14 protein-coding genes are annotated in these 16,512 nt (G+C 53.9%); 7 read left to right on the forward strand and 7 right to left on the reverse strand.

Annotation, left to right across the window (positions count from 1 at the left end):
• The first annotated feature begins 83 nt into the window (after positions 1-83).
• The gene (locus MED297_RS02395; protein WP_040556402.1) at positions 84-1,562 is read left to right on the forward strand and encodes a pectate lyase family protein; all 1,479 of its coding nucleotides are present in this window, start codon (positions 84-86) and stop codon (positions 1,560-1,562) included.
• A 70-nt stretch (positions 1,563-1,632) separates the two neighbouring features.
• Here the strand turns inward: MED297_RS02395 and MED297_RS02400 are convergent, their stop codons facing one another.
• Positions 1,633-4,713, reverse strand: coding sequence for a glycosyl hydrolase family 18 protein (locus MED297_RS02400; protein WP_008042026.1), 3,081 nt, complete (start codon positions 4,711-4,713; stop codon positions 1,633-1,635).
• Positions 4,714-5,324: 611 nt separating this feature from the next.
• On the opposite strand from MED297_RS02400, the gene gcvA reads away from it, so the two are divergent.
• From gcvA to MED297_RS02415, 3 genes are all read left to right on the forward strand, one after another.
• Positions 5,325-6,215, forward strand: coding sequence for a transcriptional regulator GcvA (gcvA, locus tag MED297_RS02405; RefSeq protein ID WP_008042027.1), 891 nt, complete (start codon positions 5,325-5,327; stop codon positions 6,213-6,215).
• Between the two features lie 94 nt (positions 6,216-6,309).
• Positions 6,310-6,774, forward strand: coding sequence for a hypothetical protein (locus tag MED297_RS02410; RefSeq protein ID WP_008042028.1), 465 nt, complete (start codon positions 6,310-6,312; stop codon positions 6,772-6,774).
• A 72-nt stretch (positions 6,775-6,846) separates the two neighbouring features.
• Positions 6,847-7,749 carry a bile acid:sodium symporter family protein gene (locus MED297_RS02415; RefSeq protein ID WP_237613402.1) on the forward strand — a complete coding sequence of 301 codons (903 nt, stop codon included), beginning with the start codon at positions 6,847-6,849 and terminating at the stop codon, positions 7,747-7,749.
• Here the strand turns inward: MED297_RS02415 and MED297_RS02420 are convergent.
• The 4 genes from MED297_RS02420 to MED297_RS02435 form a co-directional block, all read right to left on the reverse strand.
• A complete protein-coding gene (locus tag MED297_RS02420; RefSeq protein ID WP_154650822.1) occupies positions 7,720-8,535 on the reverse strand; it encodes a lysophospholipid acyltransferase family protein in 816 nt (271 codons plus the stop codon). The two genes, MED297_RS02415 and MED297_RS02420, sit on opposite strands and share 30 nt — an antisense overlap.
• A gap of 63 nt (positions 8,536-8,598) precedes the next feature.
• Positions 8,599-9,141 (reverse strand): PadR family transcriptional regulator, encoded by a 543-nt coding sequence (locus MED297_RS20995; protein WP_008042037.1) that lies wholly within the window; start codon positions 9,139-9,141, stop codon positions 8,599-8,601.
• Positions 9,101-10,288: an alpha/beta hydrolase gene (locus MED297_RS02430; RefSeq protein ID WP_008042038.1), complete on the reverse strand. Its 1,188-nt coding sequence runs from the start codon at positions 10,286-10,288 to the stop codon at positions 9,101-9,103. The genes MED297_RS20995 and MED297_RS02430 overlap by 41 nt, the downstream gene beginning before the upstream one ends.
• 94 nt (positions 10,289-10,382) lie before the next feature.
• Entirely contained in the window at positions 10,383-11,234 is an 852-nt protein-coding gene (locus MED297_RS02435; protein WP_008042039.1) for a helix-turn-helix domain-containing protein, read from the reverse strand.
• 128 nt (positions 11,235-11,362) lie between these two features.
• On the opposite strand from MED297_RS02435, the gene MED297_RS02440 reads away from it, so the two are divergent.
• A complete protein-coding gene (locus tag MED297_RS02440) occupies positions 11,363-12,298 on the forward strand; it encodes a phytanoyl-CoA dioxygenase family protein (RefSeq protein WP_008042053.1) in 936 nt (311 codons plus the stop codon).
• Position 12,299: 1 nt separating this feature from the next.
• On the opposite strand, the gene MED297_RS02445 is transcribed toward MED297_RS02440, so the two are convergent.
• Together MED297_RS02445 and MED297_RS02450 are read right to left on the reverse strand one after the other, a co-directional pair.
• On the reverse strand, positions 12,300-13,154 hold the full coding sequence (locus MED297_RS02445) for a mechanosensitive ion channel family protein (protein WP_008042054.1): 855 nt from the start codon (positions 13,152-13,154) through the stop codon (positions 12,300-12,302).
• Positions 13,155-13,187: 33 nt separating this feature from the next.
• Positions 13,188-14,009, reverse strand: coding sequence for a hypothetical protein (locus MED297_RS02450; protein WP_154650823.1), 822 nt, complete (start codon positions 14,007-14,009; stop codon positions 13,188-13,190).
• Positions 14,010-14,187: 178 nt separating this feature from the next.
• Here MED297_RS02450 and MED297_RS02455 point away from each other — a divergent pair, with 178 nt between their 5' ends.
• Together MED297_RS02455 and MED297_RS02460 are read left to right on the forward strand one after the other, a co-directional pair.
• A complete protein-coding gene (locus tag MED297_RS02455) occupies positions 14,188-15,567 on the forward strand; it encodes an FAD-binding oxidoreductase (protein WP_008042056.1) in 1,380 nt (459 codons plus the stop codon).
• 101 nt (positions 15,568-15,668) lie between these two features.
• A complete protein-coding gene (locus MED297_RS02460) occupies positions 15,669-16,505 on the forward strand; it encodes a 23S rRNA (adenine(2030)-N(6))-methyltransferase RlmJ (RefSeq protein ID WP_008042057.1) in 837 nt (278 codons plus the stop codon).
• The last annotated feature ends 7 nt before the right edge of the window (positions 16,506-16,512 follow it).

Consider the following 16,512-nt stretch of genomic DNA (forward strand, 5'->3'; position numbering starts at 1 on the left):
AACGCTATTTTAAATAAATCAAAAAAGTGTTTTTATGTTTCTCCGAAAGCGTAGAACAACAACAAAAACATTTGGAGAAAACCATGAGTAAACGTACTTATCTCGCAACGTGCCTGTTGCCGTTTATGCTGTTCGGCTGTTCCAGCCTGGGCCTGCAAGCGACGGCCGATTCGGCCCGAGAAGTTTTGCCCGAGCAGGACGGCTGGGCAGCGGCTGAAGGGCCTGTTACGGGAGGCGCCTTAGCCCTGGAAGAGAACGTTTTTACGGTTTCCAGCCGTAAAGCCTTCGTCGATGCCCTGTCTCAGGCGGGCGATGAACCCAAAATCATTCAGATCAAGGGCACGATTAACTTGTCCAGCGATGACGACGGTCAGGAGCTGACCGAAGAGGATTATCGAGTTGCGCCGTACAATTTTGAAGATTATAAAAACGCTTATTCTCCAGCCGTCTGGAACATTAAGCCGCTGATCAAAGGGCGCCCTAACCGTAACCTGGATGGTCCATTGGAAGAAGCGCGTCAGGCCTCTGCCGATGCTCAGAAAGCTCAGATTGTCATTCATGTTCCATCCAATACTACGCTGATTGGACTTGGCGATGATGCCACCATAGAAAAAGGTATGCTGTTACTCGGAGACAATGTCGAAAATGTCATTATCCGTAACATTGCTTTTGAAGACGCGTTTGACTACTTCCCAGCTTGGGATCCGGGTGACAGCTTCAAATTGGATGCCAGCTATCCCGGATGTCAGGACACGTATGTCGATGCTTCGCATGGCCCGCAGATGTGTCGCGGCGGCCGTTGGAACGCTGAATATGACCTGATTTCAATTAACGGCGCGAAGCGTATCTGGATTGATCATTGCACATTCTCCGATGGCGATCGTCCCGATTCCATGTTTCCACCGGTGTATCCTTTTCCACAAAATGAGATCACACAGAAGGTGCAACATCATGATGGTCTGATCGATATCACCAATCAGGCGGACTTGATTACCATCTCAAATAGCTATTTTCATGATCACGACAAAGCAATGTTAATCGGTAACAGCGATAAGAAAACAGCCGATACTGGCCACCTGCGTGTGACGCTGCATGATAATTACTTCAACAATGTTGGACAGCGAATGCCTCGGGTACGTTATGGTCAAGTGCATTCTTACAACAATTATTTTGTCGGAAATGCACAGGGTGCCGGCAATGGCCGTAATGCTTATGAAGCCCATTTAGATTCGCTTGCCAATAAGCCACAGCACAATGTCCTGCGTCAGGCGCTGGGTGCCGGTAAACATTCAGCTATCTACTCCGAAGCGAATGTTTTTGAGATAGCAAACGGCAATGCGTCTCATGCGGCGGGTAACATGAAAGGCGATGTGTTCTTTGATACAGGGTCGATGTTCAATGGCGAGATGATTGATCTGCTGGACGCTGCCAATGCCGCCAGCGGCAAGCCTATGTCTCCGGACGTTGGCTGGAAGCCTGAGCTGTATGGGGTTAATCCCGCAAAGCCAGCCAGCGACGTTGTCGAGTATGTTAAAGCGAATGCCGGTGCCGGAAAGCTTTGATTGCTTGATGAATGTTCGAAACAAAAAAACGGCCGGATTCTCCGGCCGTTTGCGTACTGTCTAACCGTAATTACAGATTACACACCAACGCCCAGGAACTGTCGGAACCAGGCTCTGTACTGGTATACCACTTGGCTTCCCAGATGGCATTGTTATGTACCATCAGGTCAGAACCACTGGCATGACTGGGATTGCCCTGCCAATCGGTCTGTGGCCAGTTGGGGTAAACCGGAACGTTCGTGGCATCGCAGCTGCCATCGTTGCCACCGTCACCGTTGTCGCCACCATCATTGCCATCCGTTGAAAGGTCGGCAATTGGCAAGTTGGCGTATTCCTGCGTCACGCCGTAGCTGTTCGAACCGATGACTACGCGGAAGCCGCTGGGCAAAGAGACTGGCAGGTAATAGTTCATGGTGACTTCGACTTCCTCACCCGGTGCCAGTGTTTGCCAGGCCGGCAGTGTCATCGCAACGCGGTGGAAGGTATTCTCCAGACCGCCGACATTGTTTCCTGCGGTGTTGCTGCCGTCGCTGATGACGGACAAACCAACGCCGGACTGATCATTGATGATGCTCGACGTGGCGGTCGACATGTTGAACTCAATGACGGTGCCGCCGGGTATTTCCTGATCGCCTGTGTTGGTCAGTCGCAACGTTGGGTTGATCGGGAAGTTGTTGTCACCGGTTTTAAAGCCGTCGAAGTCGTAGTTCAGCTCCAGTACTTCGGTCGGTGCCGGAATGTTGTCCGCGGTGACAATGTCATAAGGGGAGGCATTGGCAAAGGCGTTGTACGCGATGCTGGTCAGCGTATCACCAATGTAATATTCGCCTTCGCTGGCGTTCCAATCATAGTCGCCCGCCAGTTCCCAGAACATGATTCCGCCAACACCCTGATCGATGACGTAATTGACTTTGGCCGTCATCGATTGTTCGTCTTCGGTTGACAGGAAGACGCCACCCGTCGCATTCCACAGCCAGGGGGCCTGCGCCACGCTGTCGTAGTGGCGTACGTAGTCACCGCTTAGCGTGGTGTTGGCCGGGAAGCCGTATTGCGTCACGTAAGAGCCCACAATGCCTTCTTCGAGGTTTTTCGCATGCCACAATGGGTTTGAACCGGCGCCCAGTTCGTTGCCATTGTCGTCTTTGTCGTGCCACAGATTGTTAATGCCAAAGGCACCAAAACCACAGGGGACGGTCAAGCCGGTACCATCGGGACAGTCGGTTTGGTTCGGCAGTGCGGCTTTACCCCACAGTCCGTTGTTGCCACCGCTGACGTTTTCCCAGCCGCGAGTGTAGTAGGGCACCCCGATGTTCACCCGACCCGCTGGCAGTGCCCCGCGGAAATAATGAACCGCCCAGTCGGTGTTCAGGTAACCGATGTTGCCGTACTGAGCGGTGCCGTAAATGTCACCTTCTTCCAGCTCGAGGTCTTCACCCGTGTCGTACAGTGCCGCGTTGTGGCCGACGTAGGCGTTCCAGGCGCCGTGCAGGTCGTAAGACATGATGTTGACGTAATCGAGGTACGGCGTGACATCAAAATCTTCCATGCCGCGCAGCAGATACGCTGACGACGGTGACGCAATGGTCAGCAGATAATGTTGGCCGTCTTCCGCCGAAGCGGCATCGAGTTTTTCACGCAGGGTTTTCATCAGCACCTGATACGATGCCCACAGATCGCCCCGCAGGTTATCCGCAACCCAATAATCTTTTGGGTTACCGGCACCATTCATTGAGGTCGGATATTCGTAGTCAATATCAACGCCGTCAAAGCCGTAGGTACGGATGAAGTCGACCGCCGAATCGGCAAAGGTGTTGATGCCTTGCGTGTTCACAGACCCGTCGGGGTTGGTGGTCATGGTATAGAAACCACCGTTGTTGATGCGTTCTCCGGTGTCATCAAAGAAGCCCCCGGTTTCCGCCCAGCCGCCGACCGAGATCAGCGTTTTCACGTGCGGGTATTGCTGTTTGTATTTGTTCAGCAGGTTGAAGTGCCCGTTGTACGGCAGGCTTGGGTCCATCTCTGCGCCCGGCTCATTCGGCCAGGTCATCTGAGTCGCGGGGTTTTCCGGATTGGTCGGATCACCAACCGACAGACGGTATTGGTCGTCGATGTGGGCAAAGGCGTAGTTGATGTGGGTGAGCTTTTCCCAGGGAATGTCACTGGCGAGGTATTGGGCCTGCCCGTTGGTGCCATTTCGCCAACTGGTGAAGTAACCGATGATGCGGCGATTGTGGTGGTCACCCAGTTGTTCCCGGCCATTTTCATCATAGATGGAGCAGTAAGGCACATCGATGCCGGTGGTCTGATACAGCCCCTGCGGTCGGCAGTCGGAAACCGGTGGGGTGGTGTCACCGGTCACCGTCACCGAAACCGAATCGACGGGGCTGTTGGCACCATCGTCATCGGTCGCGATGGCGGACAGTGAGTGGTTACCCACGGTAGCCGTCCATTGGCTGGCGAATGGAGCAGTGGTATCAATGGCGATGGAGGTGCCATCAACAAAAAACTCAACCGAGCTAACGCTACCATCGGCGTCGGCAGCGCTGGCCGTGAGAGCGAGGACATCTCCAACGGACACTTCGGCGTTATCAGCTGGCGCCGTCAGGGAAACGCTGGGTACCACATTCGGGTCCGTGACGTCGCGACCGGACACATTGACTGATGCGGTACTGATCTGATTGTCGTTGTCCGTCGCTTCCACGGTCAGTGTGTGGCTGCCGGTGGTCACCGTCCAGTCGGCGGTATAGGGCGCGCTGTTACGGGTCGCGATGACGGATCCATCGACCAGAAACACCACGGACGTGATACTGCCATCGTTGTCTGCTGCGTTTGCGGACAGGGTGAGCTGGGTGCCAGCGTCGTAAGTACCGGCGGCTGGAGAGGTCAAGGAAACCGTGGGTGGAATCGGATCGATCGTACCGTCGCATTGGCCGAGCAGGCGCCATTCCTGATCGGTTCCGCTGTGCTGATCCGGGGCGCTGCCGCGTGACCACCACTTGGCTTCATAAGCACTGTCGAGGTGTTTAACCTGATCTTTGCCGAGGTAGGCCACCGTTGGCTCCCAGGGCGTCAGCGGAGCGCAGTCGACGGCAAACGCTCCGGTAGACAGGACAGCACTGGCCAGTGCTGTCATGAGTAAAGGTTGTTTCATGATGTTGTCCTTTTCGGGCGTGTTATTTTTTTAAATACCAATTAAATACCTTTTGGCACTAAAGTCGGATATTTGCACAGTGAAAAGGCGGCTTAGAAGTTAGAACCATTCATCGAGTGTGACGGCTGTCTAAACAACGCTGTTACCTGATTCCGGATAGTGGTCTAACTGACTGTTTTCTATAAAGATCTTATTTTGATGAATTTTTAATAAAACTGTCATGAATAATAGGATGGTATGGTACCAATGTGGCCAAAATGACGGGGTTAAAAAAGAGAGCGGGGATAAGACAGGCATTCGACAGGCAAAAAAAAAGCCCGCTAACAGCGGGCGACTAAACGAGTTTTGAAAAACGGTGGGGAAGAGCGTTTCAGCTCCCGACAGATCGGTAACACCGGGCTGTCGTCTGAATCGAGAGAGCCCTGCTAGGGGATAACTGACAAGGCGCGGATGCGGCAATGCTCAGTCTCTGATTCAGTAAATTCCTGTTCTGACAGGTCACAAACACAGTAAATCTTCAGAACAGGGCCATAGTAGGCAGTTGACCGCATGGTCACAAACGATTAATTTTAACGCTATGGTTGAATTAAATTCACTTGTTAGGGTAATGCATGCGACTGCCACCACTTAAGTCTCTGCAAGCGTTTGAAGCTGCAGGCCGCACCGAGAGCTTTCAGGAAGCTGCAAATGAACTGAATGTTACGCCTTCAGCGATCAGTCATCAGGTTAAGTCACTTGAGGAATATTTAGGTATACAGCTGTTTGAGCGCAAAACCCGGAAAGTGACTCTGACGTTGACGGGTGAGGTCTATCTGGAGTCAATAGCCGGTGCGTTTCAAACCATGGAATCGGCCACCCGACGGCTGATGGTTGGTCAGGGCGGGGATGAACTGAAGCTTGCTGTGGCTCCGGCGTTTCTGGAGCGCTGGTTGTTGCCCCGGTTTCAGGATTTCACCGAGCGTTATCCTGACATTGAAATGGACATTCATAGCTCCATTGGTGAGATCGATTTTGCACAATCGGATATCGACATGGCGGTGTATTTCGGGGATGGCCAGTGGTCGGGTATCGACTGTCAGTTCCTGCGTTCTTCCTATCTGGTGCCGGTGTGTTCTCCCTACCTGCTCGAACAGGAGCGGGTGATGGAGCCGGAAGATCTGTTGAAGTTCCGCCTGCTGTCCGTGCGAAAGCGTCCGGAAGAATGGCCGCAGTGGTTCCAGTTAACCGACACGCCCTACCAACCTTCGCAAGGGACGATCAGTTTTTCCAATGGGATGAACACGGCCAATGCCGCCACCCGGGGGTTGGGCGTGGCGCTGACCGATCCGTCGTTGGTCAGTGAGGAAATTGAAAACGGTGATCTCATGGTGCCGATCGATATCATGATGCAACAATCGAAGTCTTTTTATCTGGTGACTCAGAAAAACCGACCATTTTCATCAGCGATGTCGGCCTTTCAGCAATGGATTACGCAACGAATGGCCATGGATGTCTCAATGTGAACCGCCGCTAAATCATTCGTTTGGCTTTGTTATCAAACAGACATGTTCGGAAACTACACTATACTGAGGTCAGGCGATTAACCTTTGAACTCAGATGAGTCTTAAAACTGTTTCTTGGAAACTCTATAACCGTGCGCAATGGAGTTTGGCGCAACACATTTCCCGTTTGTCCAAGCTGCTGTTGCGGAACAGCCCGGATGAGTACGTCATTCTTAAAATTATCTGTACGTTTACCAATGGCGATGTTCAAACTTACGACGTGAATCGACGACTCGATCCGGAGCGAAGCCGGGAGATCGTTCGGTTTCTGAAAAAGCACGAAGCAGAGTTGAGCTTTTTTTACGTGCAGTTTATTAACTTTTCCCGACGTGAAAACATCCGCATGTCACTGTCTGGTTTGGCCCCATTCGAGACGCTCGATCTGATCAGTGAAAATACGCCGAACTGGTTGCATGAGCTGGTGAACCGACGCTTTGAACGGGAGATCAGCTGGCGGCATAAAGCCTGGAGCTATCTGTATAATCACCGGCCGTTCCGGCACAGCCTGAGCCGACACTGACCGCCGGGCTGGCGTTGCAAAACCCCGGTTTGCTGTTACCCTGCAAAATAAAAACGAGAAAGGTTGTACGTTTTGCTCGATACCGTTCAAATCCATTTCAATCCGGATTCATTTGCGCTGCTTAACGGGCTGTTGGCGTTAATGATGTTCGGCGCCTCCTTGTCTGTCCGGGTGGATGACTTCCGTTACCTGTTGCGCGCACCTAAAGCGCCGTTGATCGGACTGGTCAGTCAGTTTGTTTTGCTGCCTGCGATTACCTTTGTTGTTACCCAATGGCTCAATGTCGATCCATCTATGGCCCTGGGGATGATTCTAGTGGCCTCGTGTCCGGGTGGCAGTTTTTCGAACATCATGACTTGGCTTTCGCGGGGACACCTGGCGACCTCTGTATCCATGACCGGCATCTCCACGGTGGCCGCGCTCATCATGACGCCGTTTAACTTTGCGTTTTACGCAGGTCTTGATCCGCAAACCGCACAGCTATTGGCCAACATCTCGGTCGCGCCGCTGGATATCATGAAGCTGATTCTGGTGGTATTGGTGTTGCCTTTGGCTGGTGGCATGTTCGTGGGGCGAGCTTTTCCGACGGTGTCGTCTCGCCTGGACACGCCGTTCCGCTGGCTCTCGATGTTGCTGTTTTTTGGGTTTGTCGGTATTGCCTTCAGCTCAAACGGGGAAATTTTTCTTGAGCACGCGCATAAGTTCATCGGGTTGGTGATATTGCATAACGCTTTGGCATTGGGGTTAGGTTATCTGAGCAGTCGCCTGATGAAATTACCCGAAGACCAGACCCGGGCCGTTACCCTGGAAGTCGGGATTCAGAACTCCGGCTTGGGTCTGATCATTCTGTTTAACTTCTATCCGGACCTCGGGGGTATGTTGATCATTACTGCCTTTTGGGGTGTCTGGCACCTGGTGTCGGGTCTGAGCCTGTCACTGTTCTGGTCACGTCGTCCGGCGTTGACGGCCAGTTGAAATATCGGCGCTGAGTTTATCGAAATGCGCCTGCAGCCATTGCGTCTGTTCTCGAACATCGCCTTGCGGTAACTGATCCGGGTGGACGACATCGAGGATGTGCATGTGCAGCTTTTGGGTGCGGAAAAACCGATAGCTCCATACCTGGGCCAGAGCCCGAACGACCGGATGAATCCGCTGGCCGATCTGCCGCCATGTGGAATGACGTACATCGACATAGACCAGCACAATCGGTGCCTCCGCTGCCGTGGCAATGCGCACGGTACCGGTTTTCCAGGGCAGGTCTTCCGCTGGTTTCCAGACCGGATTGGACAGGCTCAATCGTCCAGCCGACGAGATGCCCAGTCGACCGCCATTACGGACAAACTCAGACGATTGTTCGGTAATTTGTGCACCCTGATCAGAACGCCGTTCCGCGTCAATTTTAATAAACAGAAACAGTCGCCGAATGGGCTTGAACACCGAGATGAAATGCCGACCGATAATCCGGCAATCGTTGCCGTGTTTGCTGCCCAGCCATACCGCGCCCAGCCCATCGAAAAAGCCATGCGGGTGGTTGATGGCAATCACACAGCCGCCTTCTTTCGGCAAGCGTTCTTCGTTGAACACGCGAACATCGAATTGATTGCGGTTGAATATCCGATTCAGCAACTCGTGCGTGGAGGGGTGATCTTTCTGCATGTGCGCCAGCAGGTTCAGAATCCAGGTCAGACCGAGAATCCGAAACAGAATGACGCGTACCGATTTGGGCCAGTTTTCCAACAACATAATAAAAGCGTAGACCAAGTGCGTTCAAAAGCCGGCCACTATAGCAGAGGCGACGAACACGATCAGCCGTCATCTGACCGATCAGATTGGAAAGTGAGCTTGGTAATCGTCGAGTGTTTCCTGCATCCATCCGATACAGAAGCGTGTGTAATCGAGTCCGAACTTCAGCGTGCGCAGTTGAAACCAGGCTTGGTGTTGCCAGGCTTCGGGGACCGTTTCCTGTTCGAGCCGGGTTTGCAGGTTTGCCATCACGCTCGCCTGCCGCGTCAGTTCTTCGATGTAATCCTGCAGTTGAGTGGACACATCCTGCGGCTGGTGGCCGAGAAAAAACAGTCGCAGGATGGCTTCATCTTTAATTGTGGACAGCTTGAGCGGTTCGCTGATCCACGCCTGGAACGTCTGGGCGCCAGCCTCGGTTCGGGCATAGAGTTTCTTCTCCCGTTTGCCCTGAGAGACCGTCCGCACGGTCACCCAGCCGTTTTTTTCCAGTTTTTTCAGGGCCGGGTGAATGCTGCCCGTGCTGGCGTTATAAAAGAAGGCCGTACTCTGTTCCATCGCCTTTCGCAGATCGTAGAGCGACAGTTCAGAAAAGCTCAGCAGTCCCAGTATGATTTTGTCTTGCACAGAGGGTGTCGGGTTCCGTGATGGTGGACAGGTGCTGACGATAATAGGTCAGGATGTCCTGGTTCAGTTCGTTCCAGAACACTTTACCGTCGACCGACCCTAAAAGGCCAGCCCATTTCAGTGGCGGGACATGATTGAGGTCGGTGAAGTTCATGTGCGCGGCACCGGTAAAGGTTCGCTCGCTCGCGTTGGGATTGTTTTGTATCCAGCCAGCATTCATGCCCTCACCGGAAACAGTGGTCTTACCGTAGCGGGTGTCGGTGCCGTTGAGATAGCGAATCGTGGGTGTGTCGTGGATCAGCTCAAGGCCATAGGTAAACTGCGGCACGTCCATCACTATGGTGGGCCGGTGCTGTTCCGTTCGATGTGTAACGACGCCGGACACGGCACCGCCGAAGCTGTGTCCGAGCAGACCGATGTTCGTGGTGTCGAGGTGGCTGATCAGGCTTGCGGGTAATTGCTCACTACTGCTGTCGAGCAGCGTTAACAGGTGTTCGGTGTCCGCCACCCAACGTTGAAAGTTATCCTGCAACGGTTGGTAATCCGGACGAGCTTCCAGGGCCGCAACAGCGTCGCGAAACGCAGCCGGTGTTTGGCTGTCGCGAATAGAGGTCAGTTGCCGGGCGATGGCGGCGAGGTCTTCCTCGGTGGGCTCCGGTGTGTTGAGCACATCGTCACTTTGTCGGTGAAGCTGGCCGGAGGCGTCCTGAACGATGGCGCTGTCGCCGGGATGATTCAAACTCAACACAACGAATCCGGCTTCCGCCAGTGTTTGCATCTGCGTCATGTTGGAGCGGGCAAAGGCCCCCCAGCCGTGGTTAAAAATCAGAACCGGATAGGCTCCCGGCGCGGGCGGGGCGTTGAGCCAGGAATCCGAAGGCGATTCTCCGCCCATCAGGAAGGCGGGAATGCCGTACTGTTGTGCCAGCACATCGTTCAACCAGTCCTCAGAGTAAGGCAGTGGTTGAGTGTCGAGGGTGTTACAGGTCGGATACCAGGCATACACCTGATACCAATCGGTTTCGGTACGCTGAACATCAAAGCGTTGTACGCCGATCTGCGGCGATGATTGACTGATGTCGGGTTTGGGCTGGCTGGCACAGGCCGATAACAGCAGGGCGATGCTCAAGAGCAAGGGCAGGCGCATGGGTATATCCTATTTAATTATCTTTTAGATATGTCTATTAGATACAAATAGCTTGTAAGGATCGACTGCCATTGGTCATGATTGAACGCTCAGTTTAGTGAGCGCGGAACTGCGCGCGGAACTGACGGGGCGTCAGGCCCTTCAGGGATTTAAACGTTTTGTTGAACTGAGCCAGGCTCTGATAGCCGACCTGTTGCGCGATGATGGCAATCTGGGTTTGGCTGGAAATCAGTTGTGAGCAGGCCTGCCCGATCCGTAAACGGGCAATGTATTGGCTCGGAGACAACCGGGTGTGGCGCTGAAACTGTCGCTGAAATGACGACACGCTCAGGTGCGTCATCGCCGCCAGTTCGGCCGCTGTCGGTGGGTTGGCATATTCGCGGTTAAGCCGATCAATGACCGGTTGCAGACGATCATCAGGCGGGGTGTGCAGAAAATGGCGACACAGGGGCTGTGCCTCGGTATCTGTGTTCAGCATCTGGAGAATCTGCACAAAGGTCAGTAATCGCCGTTCCGGTTCAGCCTCGATCAGTTCCTGCAGGTCTGATCGGATGGCGGCACCGGTTTGGTTACTGAAGCGTAACGCCCCCCGGGCCCGATCGATCAGGTGTTGCAGATTCGACCATTCCGGGCACAGCGTGACCAGTTGCCGGAGCCAGGCTTCCGAAAACCAGACAACAAGGGCGGTGTGCGGTTTTGATGACGTCGGAGCACTGTCGGAATGCCAGGTGTGCGGCGTGTTAGGCCCGACCAGCACCAGATCGTCGTCCTGATAGGGCGCAATGCTGTCGCCGACGTATCTGTGCCCCTGACTGTTCAGTGTCAGGGTCAGCTCGTACTCCGGGTGCTGATGCCACTCAAACGGAATGCCGTCATCGAGCCGGCGATCCAGCACCGTGAGGCTTTGTTGCGGTGCTTTGCTGATGGTCTCTAGAAACGGTTTCATCGTTCGTTATAAATAATGCGATATTCGCAAGTATAGACGTACTTTTTGCGGTAATTACATCACTTTTGGTTGTTCAGCGCCATACACTGTCAGTTCTCACGCATCGGAACCACGACTGGAGGCGACTGATGACCGCGCAACCCAAACATCCCGGCGCCGTAGGGCCAGCCAAGCCCTTACACCAAATTATTAAAACGCACCCGTTGCGGGTCATGACTGAGGATGACTGGCAACAGTGGATTACCCACGGTTATGTGGTTATCCGTAATCTGATACCAGCTTCGTTGATCGAACAGGTGCGACAGGCGGTGTGGGCCTTCGAAGAGATGGACCCGGATGATCCGACAACCTGGTCGAAACGCCAGCGCCGAGATCACAAAATGACCGAGCTGAACAACACCGGTATGGTTGAGATGTATCATCACCCGGCGATGTGGCAGGTGCGTCAGCACCGCGCGATGTACGATCTGTTTGTTGATATCTGGGATCGGGAAGACCTTTGGGTGTCCATCGACCGGGCCAATCTGAACACGCCGAATCGAGGCCCCCGGGCGTTGACTGATGACCAGGGTTTCATTCATTTTGATGTCGACAGTTCCGCAACGCCGTTGCCGGTGTCGGTACAGGGGGTGTTGGCGTTGTCCGATCAGGATGCCGAAACCGGGGGCTTCCAGTGCGTGCCGGGGATTTTTCGTGATTTCGACTGGTGGCGCTCACATCAGCCAGCGGGCGTCGACCCTTACCATCCGGATGTGTCCGGTTATGACATTGCCCCGGTTCCGTTAAATGCCGGTGACATGCTGGTGTTCAATGCACTGTTGCCTCATGGTGTGCGACCCAACGGTTCGATGAATCGAGCACGGATGGCGCAATATGTCTCGATGTTTCCGGCACAACCGGAAGATAGACGGTTGGTTGACGAGAGGATTCACCTTTGGGCTCACCGCCAGGCACCAGCCGGGGATGCGTTTCCGGGCGATCCGCGCGGCAAGGAAACCTTTGAGTATGGACCAGCCGAACTCTCCGCTTTAGGTCGCCGCTTGCTGGGCTTGGACGAGTGGTGACTTAAGAGGGGTCGGCCGGTGCATCGTTGACCAATGAGACCGGCAGTGGACGGCTGTCCGAGCCGGTATAGAAACTGACATGCGGGAAGGGGATTTCGATGCCTTCCTGATCGAAGCGGATCTTAATGGCCTGCAGCATGTTGTTTTTCAGAGTCAGGAAGTTTTCCCGTTGGGCCCAGACGGAAAACTGAATGTCGATGGATGAGTTACCGAACCCGGAAAAGATAAACAGTGGTTTGGGTTCTTCCAAACACAGCGGTTCCTTTGCCGCGATGTCCATCAGGATGTCACGCACCCGTTCAATGTCTTCTCGGTAGGCCACACCCACTAAAAGATCGGCTCGCCGGATCGGGTATTTGGTTAAGGTGGTGACTTCGGTTTTCAGCATGGTTTCGTTCGGAATGCGGACAAACAGGTTATCGAAGGTGCGCAGTTTGACCGACAGTAAATCGATGCTAATGACTTCGCCGGAAGTGGCATTTACGCGAATGATGTCGCCAATGGAAAAGGGGCGCTCCAGCATCAGAAACAAACCGCTGATCAGGTTCGACGCGGACGTCTGCGAGGCAAAACCCAGCGCGACCGTCAGGATACCGGCCGCACCGAGAATGACGTTCAGATCAAACCCGAGCTGACTGAGCGCCGAAACACTGAGCAGTCCGAAAATGACATAAAATACCGCGCGTTTCAGAATCAAACGGCTGTGGGGGCTCAGCGCGGTCCCGGAAATTTTAACCGCGGCGGTGCTCGCCAGTTTGCCGAGCACATAACCGGCCGTCAGCAACAGTATCGCCTGCAGTATTGAATACAGATGCGTGGACTCGATTAACTCATTCAAACGGGTCAGTACGTCCATGGGTTCAGACTCCTCGGGAGGTCGGGGCGACGATCATGCAAACAGACTGCTGAGATTACGCATCAGGGTGCGTCGTTCACTGGGCAGTCGTGCGGTGTTGACCGGGGTGGGGTTTAAGTGGTCAAAGGGTGCACTCTGGGCAATGTCCACTTCAATGTCCCGGTCGTCGTTGCGGGTCAGCGTCAGTTGGTTGGTCCACAACTGGGCATTCTCGCCGGAATATAAGGTCAGCAGCGGAACGGGAATGTTAATACGCTCGAATGTCAGCACATCTTTCGCTTTGTTGATTACGTGAACCGGTGTGACAGCGCGGTGCTGACGCTGCTCGAGTAAGCTCAGATCCAGTCGCGCATCGGTGTATTTGGCGTAACACATTTCGCCTTCGCGGGTGCTGGGTCCGAACCAGGAGTCTGACGGTCGCCAGAACGGCAAGTCCAAAACCAGTGTTTGATTGGTGGTGGTCTTGGCGGTAAACCACAATGGCGTACTGACGAAGAGCGTGGCGCTTTCACCGGGTAGCAGGTGCAACGTCGCTGATGGACTCACCACCATAAAGCGATCGGCCAGTGCTGGCAGAATGTTCAGTTCGGTATGGCTGCGGTCCTGAATCAGACGAGTCAGGGTAAAGTGCGGCGAATACACTTCCTCGGGCTCATCGACTGACTCCGCCGGTCGCTTGTGGATGTACGCGGCCGACGATTCTTCCTGCTGTGGCCGGTCCCAGACTTTCCATTCGTTTGGATCCCGGCGGATGGTGATCGTGCGGTTTTCTAAGGCCCAGGTCCAGCCGGGCTGCTCCGCAAAGGTGTGAATGCCCCACCAGGGTAGGGCGGATCGGTTTTCCGTTGAACTCAACGTACCGTCTCCATCGCAATAAACTAAGACATAGCTGGTACTTTCGCACCCGGACCGGAGCAGTTCAAGTGTTGCTTTGGCTTCCCCGTGCATTTGGTTTGCCGTTCCAAGGTCGTAGGGACAGCTGGTTGAGTAATCAGTAAGCTGGAGACGAAACGTGATTGTCCGGAGCCTGAGAATGCATGAACTACTACAAAAACTAACCGTTCTGGTCGGAGAGAACAACGTGCTGACCGGCGATGCCGTGCGACAGCGAGCGACGAGTTGGTTCGATAACACACCGATGTCGGCTGCGGCCATTGTACGACCCGGTACGACAGCGGAGGTGACGGCCGTCATACAATGCTGTGCTGAACATGGCGTCGCACTGATCCCGATGGGTGGGTTGACCGGGTTTGTCGAGGGTGCTGTAGCCGGGGATCAGCAAATCGGGTTATCGCTCGAGCGCCTGACACGGATTGAATCCTTTGATGTGGAGAACCGCAGTGTCGTTGTTGAGGCTGGCGTTCCGTTACAGGCATTGCAGGAGGCTGCCGAAGCGCATGGATTACATTTCCCGGTCGATCTGGGCGCGCGCGGTAGCTGCACAATAGGTGGCATGACGGCGACGAATGCCGGTGGCAACGAAGTGCTGCGCCGCGGCATGATGCGTGAACAGATTCTGGGCATGGAGGTCGTGTTGGCCAACGGTGAGGTGTTAACGAACTTACGCCCGCTCATTAAAAACAATACCGGATACGATCTGAAGCAGTTGTTTATCGGGAGTGAAGGCTCCCTAGGCGTGGTGACGCGCTTGTGTCTGCGTCTGCGGCCAAAACATCTGAGTCATTCAACCGCCCTCGTAGCGACCGACAGTTTCGACAAGGTCGCGCATCTGCTGCGGCACCTGGAGGGCGCCTTGGGTGGACGCCTTTCTGCTTACGAAGTCATGTGGCAGAACCACTATGCCTTTATTATTGACGATGAACAAACACACAAAGCGCCGTTGCCGACCGACTATCCGTTTTATGTTCTGGTGCAGGCCGCTAACTACCACGAACTGGAAGCCGATATTTTTCAGTCGGCGCTGGAACAAGCCATGAGTGACGAGCTGCTGGTGGATGCCGCGGTGGCCAGCTCGTTGGCTCAGCAAGCGGATCTTTGGGCGATTCGTGACGATATTGAACGACTGACCGTTGGGCTTGCACCTTACATTGGGTACGACGTCAGTTTGCCCATTCAGGCGATGAACGCCTACGTGACCGACCTGACCGAGACGATCAACGCGAGATGGGCGGATGCGAAGATGGTGGTCTTCGGACACCTGGGCGATGGCAACTTACATCTGTTTATTCATATCGGTCCTGAGTTGTCTGCTGAAGACAAGGAGGCGGTCAACCAGATGGTGTATGAACCCCTTGAAGCATTACAGGGTTCTATATCGGCTGAGCATGGCATCGGCCATCAGAAGAAACGCTATCTGAAGTACAGTCGTTCCGATACTGAGATTGCCTGGATGCGTCGGCTCAAACAGACGTTCGACCCGGAAAACCGGTTAAACCCGGGGGTGATTTTTTAGTGCGCCAACCGACAAGCCGGTGTAGTCTTCGCTCAATGGGCGCGCACTGCACCGAGCTTAACTGAGCGCCCTGACATCTAACGGTTTTACAGGGTCTGCCATTGTTAAGTTATCGCCACTCGTACCATGCCGGCAATGTTGCCGACCTGATTAAACACATTGTTCTGGTTGAAATGCTCAGTCACCTTGTGAAAAAGGAGACGCCCTTTGATTATATCGATACCCATTCAGGGGCCGGACTTTATGATCTGAGAAGCGCTCAAGCGCAAAAGACTCAAGAGCACATCGATGGGATTCAACGGCTAAAGCCTGCCGACTACCCAGAGCTGAAAACCTATTTTGACATCATCCGTCATTTGAATAAGTCCTCGACCATCGACTTTTATCCGGGCTCTCCGTTGGTCGCTAAACATTTTATTCGGCCGCATGATCGTGGCTGGCTGTTTGAACTTCATCCTGACGATTCAAACCGACTGCAAAAAAACTTTGTCGATCAGAAAAACATTCGTGTTCAGCCGAAAGATGGCTATGAAGGTTTAAATGCCGTGTTCCCGCCAAAAAGTAAGCGGGGACTGGTGTTGATCGATCCTTCTTATGAAGTGAAAGCCGAGTACGAATGGGTCGCGCAAGCCGTGATGAAAGCGCATGGAAAGTTCCGGCAGGGTATTTATGCGATCTGGTACCCCGTGGTGGATCGACCGACCATTCAGCGGCTGGAAAAAACACTCATGAAAAGTGGTATCCGGAACATTCAGCGGTTTGAGCTGGGCGTCGCTCCGGACTCAGATACGCGCGGCATGACCGCCTCCGGGATGATCGTGATTAACCCGCCCTGGACACTTTTTGAAACCATGTCGAACCTATTACCCCGACTGGCAAAGGATGTGACTCAAACCGGTGGCGTATTTTATAAATGCGACACGCTGGTGGTTGAATAGGTTTGTC

This window comes from Reinekea blandensis MED297, assembly GCF_000153185.1.
Lineage (GTDB): Bacteria > Pseudomonadota > Gammaproteobacteria > Pseudomonadales > Natronospirillaceae > Reinekea > Reinekea blandensis.